Raw genomic sequence first — 17119 nt, forward strand, 5'->3', positions numbered from 1 at the left:
TTGCTCGCGATTGCGAGGGCAGCGTCAGCATCCTGGCAAGCTGACCCACTGCGATCGCGAGCAAGCTTTGCTCCCACAGAGACAGATGGGTGCAGCTTCAAGCCTGAGATAAATCCAAGGCAATAAAAAACCCCGCTTGCTTTCGCAGGCGGGGCTTTTCGCTACAGGGGTAAGGCTGGCTTACATCATGCCGCCCATGCCACCCATGCCGCCCATGTCTGGCATGCCGCCGCCAGCTGGAGCGTCTTCCTTGATTTCAGCGATCATCGCCTCGGTGGTGATCATCAGGCTGGCAATCGACGAAGCCGCTTGCAGAGCCGAACGAGTCACTTTGGCTGGGTCCAGGATACCCATTTCGATCATGTCGCCGTATTCGCCGGTAGCAGCGTTGTAACCGTAGTTACCCGAACCCTGCTTGACCTTGTCGACCACAACGCTTGGCTCGTCGCCGGAGTTGGCAACGATCTGGCGCAGAGGAGCTTCTACAGCGCGACGCAGCAACTGGATGCCCACGTTCTGGTCATCGTTGTCGCCTTTGAGTTCGCTGATGGCTTGCAGGGCACGAACCAGTGCCACGCCGCCGCCAGGTACCACGCCTTCTTCAACGGCTGCACGGGTGGCGTGCAGGGCGTCTTCAACGCGGGCTTTCTTCTCTTTCATTTCAACTTCGGAACCGGCGCCAACCTTGATCACTGCAACGCCGCCGGACAGCTTGGCCAGGCGCTCTTGCAGTTTTTCACGGTCGTAGTCGGACGAAGTCTCGGCCACTTGTGCGCGGATCTGAGTAACGCGAGCCTGGATATCAGCCTCGACGCCGGCACCGTCGATCACGGTGGTGTTTTCCTTGGACAGGATCACGCGCTTGGCGTTACCCAGGTGCTCCAGGGTGGTGCTTTCCAGGCTCAGGCCGATCTCTTCGGAGATAACGGTACCGCCGGTCAGTACGGCGATGTCCTGCAGCATGGCCTTGCGACGATCGCCGAAGCCTGGAGCCTTGACGGCTGCGACTTTAACGATGCCACGCATGTTGTTCACAACCAGAGTCGCCAAGGCTTCGCCTTCGACGTCTTCGGCCACGATCAGCAGTGGGCGGCCGGCTTTGGCAACGGCTTCCAGCACTGGCAGCATTTCGCGGATGTTCGAGATCTTCTTGTCGACCAGCAGGATCAGCGGGCCGTCGAGCTCGGCGGTCATGGTGTCCGGCTTGTTGACGAAGTACGGGGACAGGTAGCCACGGTCGAACTGCATGCCTTCTACAACCGACAGTTCGTTTTCCAGGCCCGAGCCTTCTTCAACGGTGATCACGCCTTCTTTACCGACTTTTTCCATGGCTTCGGCAATGATGTCGCCGATGGAGCTGTCGGAGTTGGCGGAGATGGTGCCGACCTGGGCGATTGCCTTGGTGTCAGCGCACGGCTTGGACAGGCCTTTGAGTTCCTTGACAATGGCGATGGTCGCCTTGTCGATGCCGCGCTTGAGGTCCATCGGGTTCATGCCGGCAGCGACGGCTTTCAGGCCTTCGTTGACGATCGATTGAGCCAGGACGGTAGCGGTGGTGGTGCCGTCACCGGCGTCGTCGTTGGCACGGGAGGCAACGTCCTTGACCAGTTGCGCGCCCATGTTTTCGAAGCGGTCCTTGAGCTCGATTTCCTTGGCTACGGAAACGCCGTCCTTGGTGATGGTCGGAGCGCCGAAGCTCTTCTCGATGATCACGTTACGGCCTTTCGGGCCCAGGGTCGCTTTTACTGCGTCAGCCAGGACGTTGACACCGGCGAGCATTTTCTTGCGGGCGGAATCGCCGAATTTAACTTCTTTAGCAGCCATGATCGATATTCCTTAAATACTTTGTAGTCGCGGAAAAATGAGCGGGGAATCAGCCTTCGATAACAGCGAGGATTTCGCTCTCGCCGATAACCAGCAGGTCTTCGCCATCAACTTTCACAGTGTTGCTACCGGAGTAAGGGCCGAAAACAACCTTGTCACCCACTTTCACGGACAGCGCACGTACTTCACCGTTTTCCAGTGCTTTGCCTGGGCCTACAGCGAGGACTTCACCCTGGTTTGGCTTTTCAGCAGCCGAACCTGGCAGGACGATACCGCCAGCGGTTTTCTTTTCTTCTTCGCTGCGACGGACGACGACGCGGTCATGCAGAGGACGAAGCTTCATTGTCGATCTCTCCTAATTGTGGTTTTCATCGGCCGGTGTAGTCCCGGCGGGTTTAACAAAGCCGGCAGAGCCGGGTGCGGTTCGTCAGTCGAACCGCGGAAGTCTGTCCGGTGTCACCACCGGAAACCTTGCGGTGACCGTTACATAAGGGCGTACAAGTGGATTACAAGGGCGGGGGGAGAAATTTTTTTACTTCGCGCAGCCAAAACGAACACGGCGCCCGAAGGCGCCGTATCGAGGGTTTTACTTGGAATCCCGGTGTTCGAACTCGCCTTCGATCACATTGGGCTCGCGCCCTACAGGCTGGCGCGGGGCCGGACCACCACGGGGTTGCAGGTCATCGGCAAAGGCCCGCTGACGCATCGCCTGCTCTTCGGCGCGCTGACGCATTTTATTGGCCAGCATCCGACGGGTGAATGGCAACAGCATGACCAGGCCCACTACGTCGCTGATAAAGCCTGGCAGGATCAACAGGCCGCCACCCAAGGCCAGCATCAGGCCTTCGAGCATGGTCTGGGCTGGCAGCTCGCCACGGTTCAGGCTTTCACGAGCCCGCAACGCTGTGGCGAGGCCGGCAATGCGCAGCACGAACACGCCGAGCATCGAGCCGAGAATGACCAGCAGCAGCGCCGGGAAAAACCCGATCGCACCGCTGACCTTGACGAATACGAACAGCTCCAACACCGGGAACAGCAGAAAGAGCAACAAAAAAGGGCGCATCAAATGGTTCCTCAACGCAAGAATGCCTTGCTATGAAAACCTAAATGACGTCGTTCTTTCGTGAATTCAAGCGTCGACTTGTGCATTTTTCGGCCATTGCTCGGCGTGAGCCAGATAAACCAAGGCTTCGCGCACTTGTGTCGGCGTGTTGCAAGGCGTCGCAAACGCCAGCCAATGCAGGCCCTGGCCGATACGCAGGTGCATGCCTTCGCTGTCGATGCCTACCAATTGCGCCGGTTCGCTTTTCGGCAGGCCGGCCAACTCCACGTAATGGGCGATGGCCTTGGCGTGATCGGCGTTCATGTGCTCAATCATGCTGGCTTCGGCTTTGCCGGCGAAGGGATTGGCCAGGGTGAGCTGGTCGATCCAGTGGATGGCACCAAAGCCGCCGATGTAGCGATGGCGCACCGGGTCGAGCACCCAGAAATCGAAATCATGGGCCTTGTGGTAGTTCTGCGAGTCAGGGAAATAGCGGTAATAACGCTCGGCGGCAGCCTCGATGGCGGCACTGTCTTCGAGTTTCCGGGCCTCGGCCAGATAGGTCAGGCGCCCCACGGCCTGCACATCCTCGGCACCGCGCTCGCCTACCAGCATCGAACACTTGGGGTCTTTTTGCAGATTGTGCGTGTGCTGGGCGATGCGGCTGATCAGGATCAGGGGCCGGCCTTGTTCGTCCAGGCAATAGGGCACGACGGAACCGAACGGAAAGCCGGGCATGGATTTGGAATGAGTGGCGAGCACTCCACGGTATTCCTTGAGCAGCAGTTCCCGGGCATTCTTGGCAGCTTCAACGCTCAATTTATGACTCCTTTTATGAAATCCGTCTAGAAAACGGTCAGGCGACTGGAGTAATGTTCCGGTACGCCTATGGGACAGTTCTCGTGTGCAGCCGGGCTACACCGTCGCAAATCGAGAGGCCTCCCAAAAGGTCCCCTTCACCGCTGCGCCATCTGGACATGAGAATGCAACTCACCGACAAAGTAATCATTATCACCGGCGGTTGCCAGGGTTTGGGCCGCTCCATGGCCGAGTATCTGGCGGGGAAAGGCGCGAAACTCGCCTTGGTGGACCTCAACCAGGAAAAACTCGACCAGGCCGTTGCCGCCTGCACAGCCAAGGGTGTCGAGGCGCGTGCCTACCTGTGCAACGTCGCCAATGAAGAACAAGTGACCGACATGGTCGCTCGGGTAGCCGAGGATTTCGGCGCGATCCACGGCCTGATCAACAACGCCGGGATCCTGCGCGACGGCCTGCTGCTCAAGGTCAAGGACGGCGAAATGACCAAGATGAGCCTGGCCCAGTGGCAAGCCGTGATCGACGTCAACCTGACCGGTGTATTCCTGTGCACCCGTGAAGTGGCGGCGAAAATGGTAGAGCTGAAAAACAGTGGCGCCATCATCAATATCTCGTCGATTTCCCGCGCCGGCAATGTCGGCCAGACCAACTACTCGGCCGCCAAGGCCGGCGTGGCCGCCGCCACCGTGACCTGGGCCAAGGAGCTGGCACGCTACGGCATCCGTGTCGCCGGCATCGCACCGGGCTTCATTGAAACCGAGATGACCCTGGGCATGAAGCCCGAAGCCCTGGAAAAAATGACCTCGGGGATTCCGCTCAAGCGCATGGGCAAGCCCGAGGAGATTGCTCATTCGGCGGCGTACATCTTCGAGAACGACTATTACACCGGTCGGATCCTGGAGATGGATGGCGGGTTGCGGATCTAAGAACCTGCACACAATCAATGTGGGAGATTCTATGTTGCAGGGGAACCCTGCAACCGTGAATTTGGTTGGTATTCGCTCTGATTTTTCATCAGGGCGAATGCTACCCGACACAACTTGCGGGCGAGGATAACCAAGGCCTGAGTTCTGGCCAGGCCTCGTGCCAAGAAGGCCTCATAGTAAGGTTTCCAGGCAGGAGACCGACAGGCCGCCATCGCGGCGTTGTGCGCCAGGCGTCGTAGCTCCCCGTCCCCTTTTTTGCTCAAGTGACGAGGACTGTGCTTCTTCCCTGAATCTTTTGGACGCAAATCCATCCCCAAGAAAGCAATGAATGCATCGCCACTGACAAAGTGACCGCGCATGAATGCGGTCGCCAAGCCAATGGCCGTCAGTTCACCAATCCCTTCGATGGCTTTGCAGCGGTTGATGTTTTCAGTGATCCCTGCCGCTTGGCTGGCCTCACGCATTAGTTTCTGAATGGCCTGATCGGACTCTTTGAAGACCTCCAACTGCCGGGCCAAGATGTCCTTCAGACACGGTTCGTTCGAAAAACTCAGCACGATACTGACGCGGGCCTTGATGAGTGCCGCACGTTTTCTAAGCAGGTTTTTTAACACTTTGTAGGCTTCTGGAGGTGGGCTCCAGATACGCAGCCTTGCTTGCTCGTTCGTTAGATACCGAGCCAGCAAACGCGCATCACAAGGATCAGTTTTAGCCCGCAGCCCAATACTTTCACGGTAATGGGCCACCCGATAAGGATCCACAACGTAAACATGAAACCCCATTCCATGGGCCAGCTCAGCTGTGTCCAGGTGATAAAAGCTGGTGGCTTCCAGCGCAATCGAGCTTTGGGCTGGTAGCGTTTTGAGCCACCGGCCAAGAGCTTCGCGGTGGTTGGCGATGGCTTGAGTGATTTTCAGGTCTTCGCGGTAAACGACGATTTCGGCCTTCGCTACATCGATACCAATAACCGTTGGTGAGTTAAGGATTGTCATGACGAATCCTCGGAGCTAGGGTTTAGGTGCTTGTCGGGGTCTACCTTTGCGCTGGCTTGCCTCTATCGTCGGTTTTACCGATGAATTCCTTATCGGCGCTTTAGGTAGAAAGGGCGGAACGAGAAGTCTCCCACGGTCCGTACTGGCTAGAGTCGGAATCGAGCTTTTAGTCCCGCCCACCCCTTCAAGTCTAAACATACAAGCGAGCCTGCTCGCGATCGCGTCAGGTCAGTCAGCCTTGATGTGGCTGATATACCGCTATCGCGAGCAGGCTCGCTCCCACAAGGGATTGCATTTCAAAGGAGCAGCCTGGTTAGCTGCTCAAATTGCTGTGCAGCATCAATCGTCGCTGACAGTGATGTTCGGCATCGCCTGTGATGCGGCCTCTTGCAACACGATCCGCGCGCCCACATGGCGGGCCAGCTCCTGATAGACCATGGCGATCTGGCTGTCCGGCTCGGCGATGACCGTGGGCTTGCCGCCGTCGGCCTGTTCGCGGATCAGCATCGACAACGGCAGCGAGGCCAGCAGTTCGACGCCGTACTGGCTCGCCAGTTTTTCCCCGCCACCTTCGCCGAACAGATGCTCGGCATGCCCGCAGTTCGAGCAGATGTGCACGGCCATGTTTTCCACCACGCCCAGCACCGGGATGTTCACTTTGCGGAACATTTCCACGCCCTTGCGCGCGTCCAGCAGGGCCAGGTCTTGAGGGGTGGTGACGATCACCGCCCCGGCCACCGGGACTTTCTGCGCCAGCGTCAGCTGGATATCGCCAGTGCCTGGCGGCATGTCGATCACCAGGTAATCCAGGTCACCCCAGGCGGTTTGCGTCACCAGTTGCAGCAGGGCACCGGAAACCATCGGCCCGCGCCAGACCATCGGCGTGTTGTCGTCGGTCAGGAAGGCCATGGACATGACTTCCACGCCATGGGACTGGATCGGCACGAACCACTTCTGGTCCTTGACCTGGGGCCGGGTGCCCTCGACCACGCCGAACATGATGCCCTGGCTCGGGCCGTAGATGTCCGCGTCGAGAATCCCGACCTTGGCCCCTTCACGGGCCAGGGCCAGGGCCAGGTTGGCTGCGGTGGTGGACTTGCCCACGCCGCCCTTGCCCGAGGCCACGGCGATGACATTCTTGACGTTCGCCAGCCCCGGTACCTGCGCCTGGGCCTTGTGAGCAGCGATCACGCTGGTGATGTCGACTTTGGCGCTGGCTACACCGTCCAGGGACTCGATCGCCATTTGCAGCATTTGCGCCCAACCGCTCTTGAACAGATCGGCGGCGTAGCCGATTTCCAGCTGGACGCTGACGCGATCGCCCTGAATGTCGATGGTGCGCACGCATCCGGCGCTGACCGGGTCCTGATTCAGGTAGGGGTCGGTGTACTGGCGAAGAACGGCTTCCACCGCTGCGCGATTGACGGCGCTCATGGGCAACTCCGATAGCAAGACTTGAAAACAGGCCGCTATCCTACGCCGCGCATGCTGTTGTGGCGACCCGATTACCGCGGTGCGAACACCTTTTGTGGCGAGGGGATTTATCCCCGCTGGGTTGCGAAGCGCCCCCAAAACCTGGCGCTTCGGTGAATCAGACTGGTCAGGTTCGAATGTTTTGGGACTGCTGCGCAGTCCAGCGGGGATAAATCCCCTCGCCACAGGTTGTGTCTATACCGCTCCCAACAACGCATCCGGAAACAGGCCAGTGGGGTGAAATATATTTCCCGGCGCTTTATAGTGGCCGACCTCCGTTTCATCAAGTAGCCGAGCCCCATGTCCGAGCCACGCAAGATCCTCGTCACCAGCGCCCTGCCCTATGCCAATGGTTCGATTCACCTCGGCCATATGCTGGAATACATCCAGACCGATATGTGGGTGCGCTTCCAGAAGCATCGCGGCAACCAATGCATTTATGTCTGCGCCGACGACGCCCACGGTTCGGCCATCATGCTGCGCGCGGAAAAGGAAGGCATCACCCCGGAACAACTGATCGCCAACGTCCAGGCTGAACACAGCGCCGACTTTGCCGAGTTCCTGGTGGATTTCGACAACTTCCACTCCACCCACGCCGAAGAAAACCGCGAGCTGTCGAGCCAGATCTACCTGAAGCTGCGTGACGCCGGGCACATTGCCACCCGTTCGATCACCCAGTATTTCGACCCGGAAAAGAAAATGTTCCTGGCCGACCGCTTCATCAAGGGCACCTGCCCGAAATGCGGCACCGAGGACCAGTACGGCGACAACTGCGAAAAATGTGGCGCCACCTACGCTCCGACCGACCTGAAGGACCCGAAATCGGCGATTTCCGGGGCCACACCGGTGCTCAAGGACTCCCAGCATTTCTTCTTCAAGCTGCCGGACTTCCAGCAGATGCTGCAAGCCTGGACCCGCAGCGGCACCCTGCAGGACGCCGTGGCCAACAAGATCGCCGAATGGCTCGACGCCGGCCTGCAACAGTGGGACATCTCCCGCGATGCGCCGTACTTCGGTTTCGAGATCCCCGACGAGCCCGGCAAGTATTTCTACGTGTGGCTGGACGCACCGATCGGCTACATGGCGAGTTTCAAGAACCTCTGCAACCGCACGCCGGAGCTGGACTTCGATGCGTTCTGGGGCAAGGACTCCACCGCCGAGCTGTACCACTTCATCGGCAAGGACATCGTCAACTTCCATGCGCTGTTCTGGCCCGCCATGCTCGAAGGCGCGGGCTTCCGTAAACCGACCGGCATCAATGTCCACGGCTACCTGACCGTCAACGGCCAGAAAATGTCCAAGTCCCGCGGCACCTTCATCAAGGCCCGGACCTACCTGGACCACCTGTCGCCGGAATACCTGCGCTACTACTACGCGGCCAAGCTCGGCCGTGGCGTCGATGACCTGGACCTGAACCTCGAAGACTTCGTGCAGAAGGTCAACTCCGACCTGGTAGGCAAGGTAGTCAACATTGCCAGCCGTTGCGCCGGTTTTATCCACAAAGGCAACGCCGGTGTCCTGGTTGCGGGCAATGCCGCGCCGGAGTTGACCGACGCCTTCCTCGCCGCCGCGCCAAGCATCGCCGAAGCCTATGAGAGCCGCGACTTTGCCCGCGCCATGCGCGAAATCATGGCCCTGGCCGATCGCGCCAATGCCTGGATCGCCGACAAGGCGCCCTGGTCGCTGGCCAAGCAGGAAGGCAAGCAGGACGAAGTCCAGGCGATCTGCGCCCTGGGCATCAACCTGTTCCGCCAGCTGGTGATTTTCCTCAAGCCGGTGCTGCCGCTGCTGGCCGCCGATGCCGAGGCGTTCCTCAACGTCGCGCCGCTGACCTGGAACGATCACCAGACGCTGCTGAGCAACCATCAGCTGAACGAGTTCAAGCCGTTGATGACTCGCATCGACGCCACCAAGGTGCAAGCCATGACCGACGCCTCCAAGGAAGACCTGGCCGCCAGCCAGACCGATACCGGCGCGCCGGCCGGGAACGGCGAACTGGCCAAGGACCCGCTGTCGCCGGAAATCGACTTCGACGCCTTCGCTGCCGTTGACCTGCGCGTGGCGCTGATCGTCAAGGCCGAGGCCGTCGAAGGCGCCGACAAGCTGTTGCGCCTGACCCTGGACATTGGCGATGAGCAACGCAACGTGTTCTCCGGCATCAAGAGTGCCTACCCGGACCCCGCCAAGCTTGAAGGCCGCTTGACGATGATGATCGCCAACCTCAAGCCACGCAAAATGCGCTTCGGTATCTCCGAAGGCATGGTGATGGCGGCAGGCCCCGGTGGTGAGGAAATCTACCTGTTGAGCCCCGACAGCGGCGCCAAGCCGGGCCAGCGGATCAAGTAACGCGACCGCTTGTTGCACCGATCCCACAGTCGCTTCGCAGGCGGCTGTGGGATTTTCATATCTGGCCCGCCCTCCCGGCGTGCCGGATAATGCCTAATCTTGTAACAGGCCCTTTGTTGCCAACACGCCCATGACCGAAATCGTCCTCACGCTGTTCAGCGCTGCCCTGATCAACAACCTCGTGTTGCATTGGCCGCTGGGCGTCGATCCGCTGCTGGCGGCCAATGGTCGAAAGCAGGTGCACGCCTTGGGCCTGGCGACGGCGTTCCTGATGCTGATGGTTGGCGCCTTGGGCTATCTGCTGGACCACTGGCTGCTGGTCCCGGCAAACCTGACATCGCTGCGCCTGTTTGCCTGGTTGTCCTTGAGCGTGCTGTTGATCGGCCCATTGCTGCACTGGCTGGCGCGCTGGCTGCCGGCATTGCCGTTCGAGGGGCTGTGGCCGCTGTTGCTCGCAAATGCCGGTATCCTCGGCCTCACGCTACTCAACAGCCAGGATGATCGGGGCCTGGGCCATGCCATCGCCACGAGCCTGGGCGCCGGGCTGGGATTCTGGCTGGTGCTGAGCCTGTTCGATGATTTGCGCCAACGCGTCTTCAATAACGATATTCCCCTGCCCTTTCGGGGCCTGCCGATTCAGTTGATCAGCGCCGGACTGATGGCGGTGGCCTTTCTCGGATTGCGCGGGCTGGTCAAAACATGAGCCTGATTCAACGTATCGACGCCTTGCTGCCGCAGACTCAGTGCGGCAAGTGCGGCCATCCCGGGTGCAAGCCCTACGCCGAAGGCATCGCCCAGGGTGAGCCGATCAACAAATGCCCGCCCGGTGGACGCGAAACCATCGCCGCCCTGGCCGAGCTGATGAAAGTGCCAGTATTGGAACTGGACACCAGCCGCGGCAGTGCCCCGGCGCAGATTGCCTTTATCCGCGAAGCCGAATGCATCGGTTGTACCAAGTGCATCCAGGCCTGCCCGGTGGACGCGATTGTCGGCGCGGCGAAGCTGATGCACACCGTCCTCATCGACGAATGCACCGGCTGCGATCTTTGCGTGGCGCCCTGTCCGGTCGATTGCATTGAAATGCGTCCTCTGCCGACGGCGACCCTGCCGATCGTCGGCGGCCTGGCCTTCAGCGCCGCAGAGCAACAGGCGCGAACCGCCAAGCGCAACCACGCCCGGCGCCGCTTCGAACAGCGCAATACGCGCCTACGCCGCGAAGAAGAACAGCGCCAGGCCGAACGCCTGGCTCGCAACCAACGCGCAGCCCAGACTCAACCCCAGGAACAGGGCCAGGCACTCGACCCCGTACAAGCCGCACTGGAGCGCGTGCGCGCGCAAAAAGCCGCCACCGCCGATGCTGCCTTGAAAAAAGCCAAGGTCGACCTGGCCATGAGCCGGGCGCAATTGAACAAATCCTTGAAAGCGTTCGGCCATCCGCCAACCTTCGAGCAACAGTCGCAACTGATCGTGCTGCAACGCCAGTTCGAAGCAGCCGAGCAGGCCCTGAGCCAACTGGAAAACGCCACCCCCTCGACCGCTCCAGCTCCTGCACCGGCGAACAGCGCCGAGCTGAAGCGAGCCAAGATCCAACTGGCGATGCGCCGCGCCGAACTCAGCAAGGCCCGGGCGGCTACGGTATCGGATGAACAACTGCGGGCATTGGAACAAGCGGTGAAGGATGCCGAACGCCAGGTGGACGCCCATGCCGCTTCCTGAGCCCGTGGATGAACGGCTGCGCCAAGCGATGACGCGTGTGTTGCTGGCGACACTGCCCGGCCTGCTGGCATTGCTGTGGTTCCATGGCTGGGGCGTGCTGCTCAACCTGCTGTTGTCCGGTCTCACTGCGCTGGCAGTCGAAGCGTTGGTACTGCGTTTACGGGGCAGACCCTTCAAACCTGAGCTGAACGATGGCAGCGCGCTGGTTAGCGCCACACTGCTGGCCCTGGCCTTGCCGGCCTATTGCCCCTGGTGGCTGACCGTGACTGCGGCCGCCTGCGCCTTGCTGTTCGGCAAGCACCTGTGGGGCGGCGTCGGCAGCAACCCGTTCAACCCGGCGATGCTTGGGTACGCCGTGGTGTTGGTGGCGTTTCCCTCCCATATGAGCCAATGGCCGGCGCTCCATGCCATGGGCCTGCTTGAAGGCTTGCAGCAGGTATTCGGCACTCACCCGACGCCCGATGCCTGGGCCGGAGCAACCGCGCTGGACAGCCTGCGGACCAACACGAGCCTGACCATCGATGAACTGTTCGCCAACGATCCGGCCTTCGGGCGTTTCGGTGGCAGTGGTGTCGAATGGATCAACCTGGCCTTCCTGGCGGGCGGTCTGTTTCTGCTGCAACAGCGGGTGTTCAGTTGGCATGCCCCGGTGGGCATGCTGGCGAGCCTGTCCATCGTCAGCCTGTTGTGCTGGAACGGTTCGGGTTCCGACTCCCATGGCTCGCCGCTGTTTCACCTGTTCACCGGCGCAACCATGCTCGGCGCGTTTTTTATCGCGACCGAACCGGTCTCGGGGGCCAAGGCCCCTCTCGCTCGCCTGCTGTTTGGCGCAGGTATGGGGTTGCTGGTCTATCTGATCCGTACCTGGGCTGGTTACCCGGACGGCGTGGCGTTCGCGGTGTTGCTGATGAACCTCGGAGTACCGGCACTGGACCGGTTTGCCGAAGCGCGACAACGGCGGCCACTGACATGAATAATCGCGGCGGCGTGGCAATCCTGATCCTGGTGATCGGCCTGGGCGTTGGTGCCACTTACCTCACTCACCTCGGCACGGCCGGGCGCATCGAGGCCCAGCGGCAAGCGTTGGCGAACAGAACTTTGCTCGAGGTGCTGCCCACTGACCGCTATGACAACCAGCCGTTGGCGCACCCCATTGTCCCAGCCTCGGTGACCTTGGCTCACAGCACGCTGCTGGGCGGCTACCTGGCGACCCGCAGCGGCCAGCCCAGCGCCGTGCTGCTACGTAGCCAGGCGCAGGGCTATGAAGGCAGCATCGAATTGCTGATCGCCATCGATCCTCAGGGCCGGTTGCTGGGCGTCAAGACCCTGCGCCAATCCGAAACACGCGGGTTGGGCGCGGCGATTGCCGGTTGGCCGAACGCCTGGCTGCAGACTTTCACCGGTAAATCACGTCAGGCGCCTGACGACAGCGGCTGGGCCTTGAAAAAGGACCAGGGGCAGTTCGATCAACTGGCAGGCGCGACAGTGACATCCCGGGCGGTCCTGCAGGCTGTGCACGATGCGCTGCGTTACTTCGACGAGCACAAGGCTCAGTTGACGGGGGTGGCGGCGAATGAATAAACCATGGGGGCTGACACACGGCCTGCTGCTCGTCCCATTGATCGGCGCGAGTCATTCGCTGGTCGGCGCGCTGGGGTTGTGGCTGGCCTGGGCCTTGATTCTCTTCAGCCATGGTTTGACGATGGGGCTTGTCCGGCAGCGCCTGACAACCCGTCAACGGCTGCTCGCCTCCATCGTGCTGGCCGCGACCCTGACCACCTGCACGGGCTTTATCGTCCAAGCCTGGGCGCTGGAACTGTACCGTCCGTTGAGCCTTTACGTTGGCTGGATCGCCCTGAGCTGCGTGGCGCTGGAGCATGAGGGATTCTTCGTTGAGTCTCGCTGGCTTGGGCGCCTGAGGCTGGTTGGGCTGTTCGGTCTCTTGATGATCAGCCTGGGCGCCGTGCGTGGGCTGATCGGCAGCAGCCTTCCCCTGGCCTTGCTCGCCCCAGGCGGGTTCATTCTGCTTGGGCTGCTGTTGGCGGCCCGACAGGCTTGGACGGCTGACACTCCCCCTTCAACTATCGAGGAAACGCCGCGCCCATGAACGCCGCAAAACGCCTGGAAATATTTCGTCGCTTTCACGAGGACAACCCGGAACCAAAGACCGAACTGGCCTATTCCTCGCCGTTCGAGTTGCTGATCGCGGTCATCCTCTCGGCCCAGTCCACCGACGTCGGCGTCAACAAAGCCACGGCCAAACTTTTCCCGGTGGCCAATACGCCAGAGGCGATCTATGCCCTGGGCGTCGAGGGACTGTCCGAGTACATCAAGACCATCGGGCTATTCAACAGCAAGGCCAAAAACGTAATCGAGACCTGCCGCCTGTTGATCGAGCGCCACGCCAGTGAGGTCCCACAGACCCGTGAAGCGCTGGAAGCCCTTCCGGGCGTGGGCCGCAAAACCGCCAACGTCGTACTCAACACCGCGTTTCGGCAGTTGACCATGGCGGTCGACACCCACATTTTCCGTGTCAGCAACCGCACCGGGCTGGCCCCCGGCAAAAACGTGGTGGAGGTCGAGAAGAAATTGATGAAATTCGTCCCCAAGGAATTCCTGCTGGACTCCCATCACTGGCTCATCCTTCACGGACGCTACGTCTGCCTAGCGCGCAAGCCCCGCTGTGGCAGCTGTCGAATCGAAGACTTATGCGAATACAAGCACAAGACCTCCGACGATTGAGGCGCTATTGATTTTATCGATCAACCGATTGAAAAAATCTTTTTTACCCGCCCGTGGTTTATCGATATAAGGAGCGCCAATGGCAGTCTTAGCCTGGAGTCGAACCCATGAGTACTGGCAAAGAACAACTGGATGTAGAAGACGAATTCATCGCCGTTGAGGCCGACGACGTTGAACCTGTGGTCGTGGAAGTGGCGAAAACCAACCTGAGCAAGCGCCGCACCATTGATAACCTGCTGGAAGAGCGCCGTCTGCAGAAGCAACTGGCCGATTACGACTTTGACCTCTGACACGTAAAAGCCTCCCTGATGGAGGCTTTTTACTGAGTACGCGTGACCCGAAAACTCACACCAACCCATTACGCTGCGCCAGTTCGATCAGGTCGACCAGGGAACGGGCATTGAGCTTCAACAATAAGCGTGTCTTGTAGGTACTGACGGTCTTGTTGCTCAAGAACATTCCATCGGCGATCTCCTTGTTGGTCTTACCGCGCGCCAGTTGTTGCAAGACCATCATTTCCCGCCCCGATAATCGGTCGACCATATCCGACTCACTGGCATTGCCCAGACTCGACCGTACCGTATGCAAGGCCTGGTTGGGGAAGTAACTGTAACCGGACAGTACTGCCTTGATTGCACTCAGTAACTCAGTAAGATCCTGTTGCTTGCATACATACCCGGCCGCCCCCGTCTGCATGCAGCGCATCGAAAAATGTCCCGGTGCCTGGGAAGTCAGCACCAGCACCTTCATCGATGAAGGAATAGCCGCCAGACGGGCAATGACCTCCAATCCGTCCAGCTTGGGAATACCGATATCGAGAATGACGATATCGGGCATAAGTTCGCGAGCAAGTTGTAACGCATCGACGCCATTATCGGTTTCGGCAACGACTTCATAACCATGACGCTCCATCAGCAAACGTACAGCAAGACGAATGACGGGATGATCATCCACGATCAGCACTTTATTCATGGGCAAATCCAACTTCGCTGTTCGAATTTTTAGAGCACGCACAATAGCCTAGTCATTTCTACCTTGGCATGCCGCCCCCCCCTGAACGCTCGCACCGAGAGACAGAACCTACAAGCTATACAGAAAAATCCTACAAATTCTCCAGGAAAAAATGTGTCGTGAATTTTTCTACAGAGAAGAATGGACCTTTCTTAACAATCCGGTAACCCTGTGAACAATTCGCTCTTTTACTGTGACGCCCACCGACAGGCAGCCCATTAAAAAGCTTTTCAATCATAAAGAGTAACTGAATTATTTACTGTTAAAACTGCCTATCGCTCACTTCAGTAAGAAAAATTCATATATAAAATAGCTTGGCATCCGACATCCATCATCGGCAGCCGCTGCGATTGCGCCTATATCTTAATAACCACTTTCCAGCCTATTCACCGAGCATAAATATTCCATGAGCATTAACCATGAACAAACCTTCGAAGACCATAACCAACCCTATGACCCTCATCGCCATATTCGCAACTTTGTCCGAAACTTCCGCGGCGATTTCCTTGCCATTCCTGGATGACCAGGATCGTGAGTATTACCTCTGGTTCCTGATCAGCTTCCCTTTTTATCTATTGCTGCTTTTTTTCATAACGCTCAACTTCAATTATCGCTCCCTGTATTCACCCTCGGATTTTCGCAAGAACAAGCACTTTTTAAAGACCATGGTTGACTCGCCCTGCCGGCATAAACGACTGCTACGTCGGGCGGATAAAATCAAAGAGCTGCTAAAACGCCTTCATCGACGCAGGCGCGAACCAGCCTCCCCTTGTCTCCTATGCGGCCAATCGGAACGCCTGAGCGAGACCTGTCGATCAAGACATTTGAAGCACACCCGCATCGTCGTATACGTCATCTACAGCAACGCAGACCCGGCAGCCCACGGGCAGGATGAATGAACGATCAAGGGCCGCGCAGCAGCAAAGCCCGCACACGCAAAAAAGGGGCAAAAAAAACGGCCTGCTCATGGCAGGCCGCTTTTTCATCTCGCCAGGGTCAGAACAGCTTGCGACCCTTATTCGCCGCGATGCGCATGCGCAGGGCGTTGAGCTTGATGAAGCCGGCCGCGTCGGCCTGGTTGTAGGCACCGCCGTCTTCTTCGAAGGTCGCGATGTTGGCATCGAACAGCGAGTCGTCGGACTTGCGCCCGGTCACGATCACGTTGCCCTTGTACAACTTCAGGCGCACGACACCGTTCACGTTGGTCTGGGAGGCGTCGATCATCTGTTGCAGCATCAGACGCTCAGGGCTCCACCAGTAGCCGGTGTAGATCAGGCTGGCATACTTGGGCATCAACTCGTCTTTGAGGTGAGCCACTTCGCGGTCCAGGGTGATCGATTCGATCGCCCGGTGGGCGCGCAGCATGATGGTGCCGCCGGGAGTTTCGTAGCAGCCACGGGACTTCATGCCCACATAGCGGTTCTCGACGATGTCCAGGCGACCGATGCCGTGTTCGCCACCGATGCGGTTCAGGGTCGCCAGCACGGTGGCCGGGCTCATCTCAACGCCGTCCAGTGCGACGATATCGCCGTTGCGATAGGTCAGCTCCAGGTACTGCGGGGTATCGGGGGCCTTCTCCGGGGAGACGGTCCAGCGCCACATGTCTTCTTCGTGCTCGGTCCAGGTGTCTTCCAGCACGCCGCCTTCATAGGAGATGTGCAGCAGGTTGGCGTCCATCGAGTACGGGGATTTCTTCTTGCCGTGGCGCTCGATCGGAATCGCGTGCTTCTCGGCGTAGTCCATCAGTTTTTCACGGGACAGCAAGTCCCACTCACGCCATGGGGCAATGACTTTAACGCCAGGCTTGAGGGCATAGGCACCCAGCTCGAAACGCACCTGGTCGTTGCCCTTGCCGGTGGCGCCATGGGAAATGGCGTCGGCGCCGGTTTCGTTGGCGATTTCGATCAGGCGCTTGGCGATCAACGGACGGGCGATGGAGGTACCCAGCAGGTACTCACCTTCGTAAACGGTATTGGCGCGGAACATCGGGAACACGAAGTCGCGGACGAACTCTTCGCGCAGGTCATCGATGTAGATCTCTTTGACGCCCATGGCCTGGGCCTTGGCGCGTGCAGGCTCGACTTCCTCGCCCTGTCCCAGGTCAGCGGTGAAGGTCACCACTTCGCAGTTATAAGTGTCCTGCAGCCACTTGAGGATCACCGAAGTGTCCAGGCCGCCGGAATACGCCAGAACGACCTTGTTTACGTCCGCCATGCCATCACTCCACGGGT

Annotated in this window: 17 protein-coding genes and 1 pseudogene; 10 read left to right on the forward strand and 8 right to left on the reverse strand. The window is 59.4% G+C overall.

Features of this window, described 5'->3' with window-relative positions; translation table 11 throughout:
• Positions 1 to 180: 180 nt before the first annotated feature.
• The 4 genes from groL to PBDP_RS22980 form a co-directional block, all read right to left on the reverse strand.
• Complete coding sequence (gene groL / locus PBDP_RS22965; RefSeq protein ID WP_109753861.1) at positions 181 to 1824, reverse strand: chaperonin GroEL; 1644 nt, start codon at positions 1822 to 1824, stop codon at positions 181 to 183.
• Between the two features lie 49 nt (positions 1825 to 1873).
• Positions 1874 to 2167 (reverse strand): co-chaperone GroES, encoded by a 294-nt coding sequence (locus PBDP_RS22970; RefSeq protein WP_003178744.1) that lies wholly within the window; start codon positions 2165 to 2167, stop codon positions 1874 to 1876.
• A 243-nt stretch (positions 2168 to 2410) separates the two neighbouring features.
• Positions 2411 to 2887: an FxsA family protein gene (locus PBDP_RS22975; protein ID WP_109753860.1), complete on the reverse strand. Its 477-nt coding sequence runs from the start codon at positions 2885 to 2887 to the stop codon at positions 2411 to 2413.
• Positions 2888 to 2953: 66 nt separating this feature from the next.
• Positions 2954 to 3685 carry a HugZ family pyridoxamine 5'-phosphate oxidase gene (locus PBDP_RS22980; protein WP_212801371.1) on the reverse strand — a complete coding sequence of 244 codons (732 nt, stop codon included), beginning with the start codon at positions 3683 to 3685 and terminating at the stop codon, positions 2954 to 2956.
• Positions 3686 to 3849: 164 nt separating this feature from the next.
• Here PBDP_RS22980 and PBDP_RS22985 point away from each other — a divergent pair, with 164 nt between their 5' ends.
• Positions 3850 to 4608, forward strand: a complete 759-nt coding sequence (locus tag PBDP_RS22985) for an SDR family oxidoreductase (protein WP_109753858.1) — start codon at positions 3850 to 3852, stop codon at positions 4606 to 4608.
• Between the two features lie 29 nt (positions 4609 to 4637).
• Here PBDP_RS22985 and PBDP_RS22990 read toward each other — a convergent pair whose 3' ends face one another.
• Both PBDP_RS22990 and apbC read right to left on the reverse strand, forming a co-directional pair.
• On the reverse strand, positions 4638 to 5600 hold the full coding sequence (locus PBDP_RS22990) for an IS110 family RNA-guided transposase (RefSeq protein WP_116832135.1): 963 nt from the start codon (positions 5598 to 5600) through the stop codon (positions 4638 to 4640).
• Positions 5601 to 5939: 339 nt separating this feature from the next.
• Positions 5940 to 7034 carry an iron-sulfur cluster carrier protein ApbC gene (apbC, locus tag PBDP_RS22995; RefSeq protein WP_212801372.1) on the reverse strand — a complete coding sequence of 365 codons (1095 nt, stop codon included), beginning with the start codon at positions 7032 to 7034 and terminating at the stop codon, positions 5940 to 5942.
• A gap of 339 nt (positions 7035 to 7373) precedes the next feature.
• Here apbC and metG point away from each other — a divergent pair, with 339 nt between their 5' ends.
• The 8 genes from metG to PBDP_RS23035 all read left to right on the forward strand — a co-directional run bounded on the left by metG (position 7374) and on the right by PBDP_RS23035 (position 14167).
• Positions 7374 to 9419, forward strand: a complete 2046-nt coding sequence (gene metG / locus PBDP_RS23000; RefSeq protein ID WP_109753856.1) for a methionine--tRNA ligase — start codon at positions 7374 to 7376, stop codon at positions 9417 to 9419.
• 130 nt (positions 9420 to 9549) lie between these two features.
• Positions 9550 to 10122 carry an Rnf-Nqr domain containing protein gene (locus PBDP_RS23005; RefSeq protein ID WP_109753855.1) on the forward strand — a complete coding sequence of 191 codons (573 nt, stop codon included), beginning with the start codon at positions 9550 to 9552 and terminating at the stop codon, positions 10120 to 10122.
• On the forward strand, positions 10119 to 11135 hold the full coding sequence (gene rsxB / locus PBDP_RS23010) for an electron transport complex subunit RsxB (protein WP_109753854.1): 1017 nt from the start codon (positions 10119 to 10121) through the stop codon (positions 11133 to 11135). The genes PBDP_RS23005 and rsxB overlap by 4 nt, the downstream gene beginning before the upstream one ends.
• On the forward strand, positions 11122 to 12108 hold the full coding sequence (locus tag PBDP_RS23015; protein ID WP_109753853.1) for an RnfABCDGE type electron transport complex subunit D: 987 nt from the start codon (positions 11122 to 11124) through the stop codon (positions 12106 to 12108). The genes rsxB and PBDP_RS23015 overlap by 14 nt, the downstream gene beginning before the upstream one ends.
• A complete protein-coding gene (locus tag PBDP_RS23020) occupies positions 12105 to 12716 on the forward strand; it encodes an RnfABCDGE type electron transport complex subunit G (RefSeq protein ID WP_109753852.1) in 612 nt (203 codons plus the stop codon). The genes PBDP_RS23015 and PBDP_RS23020 overlap by 4 nt, the downstream gene beginning before the upstream one ends.
• On the forward strand, positions 12709 to 13242 hold the full coding sequence (locus PBDP_RS23025) for an Rnf-Nqr domain containing protein (RefSeq protein WP_109753851.1): 534 nt from the start codon (positions 12709 to 12711) through the stop codon (positions 13240 to 13242). Before PBDP_RS23020 ends, PBDP_RS23025 begins: the two co-directional genes overlap by 8 nt.
• A complete protein-coding gene (gene nth / locus PBDP_RS23030) occupies positions 13239 to 13877 on the forward strand; it encodes an endonuclease III (protein ID WP_109753850.1) in 639 nt (212 codons plus the stop codon). Before PBDP_RS23025 ends, nth begins: the two co-directional genes overlap by 4 nt.
• Positions 13878 to 13984: 107 nt before the next feature.
• Positions 13985 to 14167, forward strand: coding sequence for a PA3496 family putative envelope integrity protein (locus tag PBDP_RS23035; protein ID WP_109753849.1), 183 nt, complete (start codon positions 13985 to 13987; stop codon positions 14165 to 14167).
• A 55-nt stretch (positions 14168 to 14222) separates the two neighbouring features.
• Here PBDP_RS23035 and PBDP_RS23040 read toward each other — a convergent pair whose 3' ends face one another.
• Positions 14223 to 14849: a response regulator transcription factor gene (locus PBDP_RS23040; RefSeq protein ID WP_109753848.1), complete on the reverse strand. Its 627-nt coding sequence runs from the start codon at positions 14847 to 14849 to the stop codon at positions 14223 to 14225.
• A 458-nt stretch (positions 14850 to 15307) separates the two neighbouring features.
• Between PBDP_RS23040 and PBDP_RS30410 the strand changes: the two are divergent.
• Positions 15308 to 15556, forward strand: a pseudogene (locus PBDP_RS30410) (hypothetical protein); the annotation flags it as partial.
• 328 nt (positions 15557 to 15884) lie between these two features.
• Here PBDP_RS30410 and PBDP_RS23050 read toward each other — a convergent pair.
• Complete coding sequence (locus PBDP_RS23050; protein ID WP_053124536.1) at positions 15885 to 17102, reverse strand: argininosuccinate synthase; 1218 nt, start codon at positions 17100 to 17102, stop codon at positions 15885 to 15887.
• Positions 17103 to 17119 lie beyond the last annotated feature (17 nt).

Source organism: Pseudomonas sp. St290 (assembly GCF_018325805.1).
GTDB classification, from domain to species: Bacteria; Pseudomonadota; Gammaproteobacteria; order Pseudomonadales; family Pseudomonadaceae; genus Aquipseudomonas; species Aquipseudomonas bijieensis.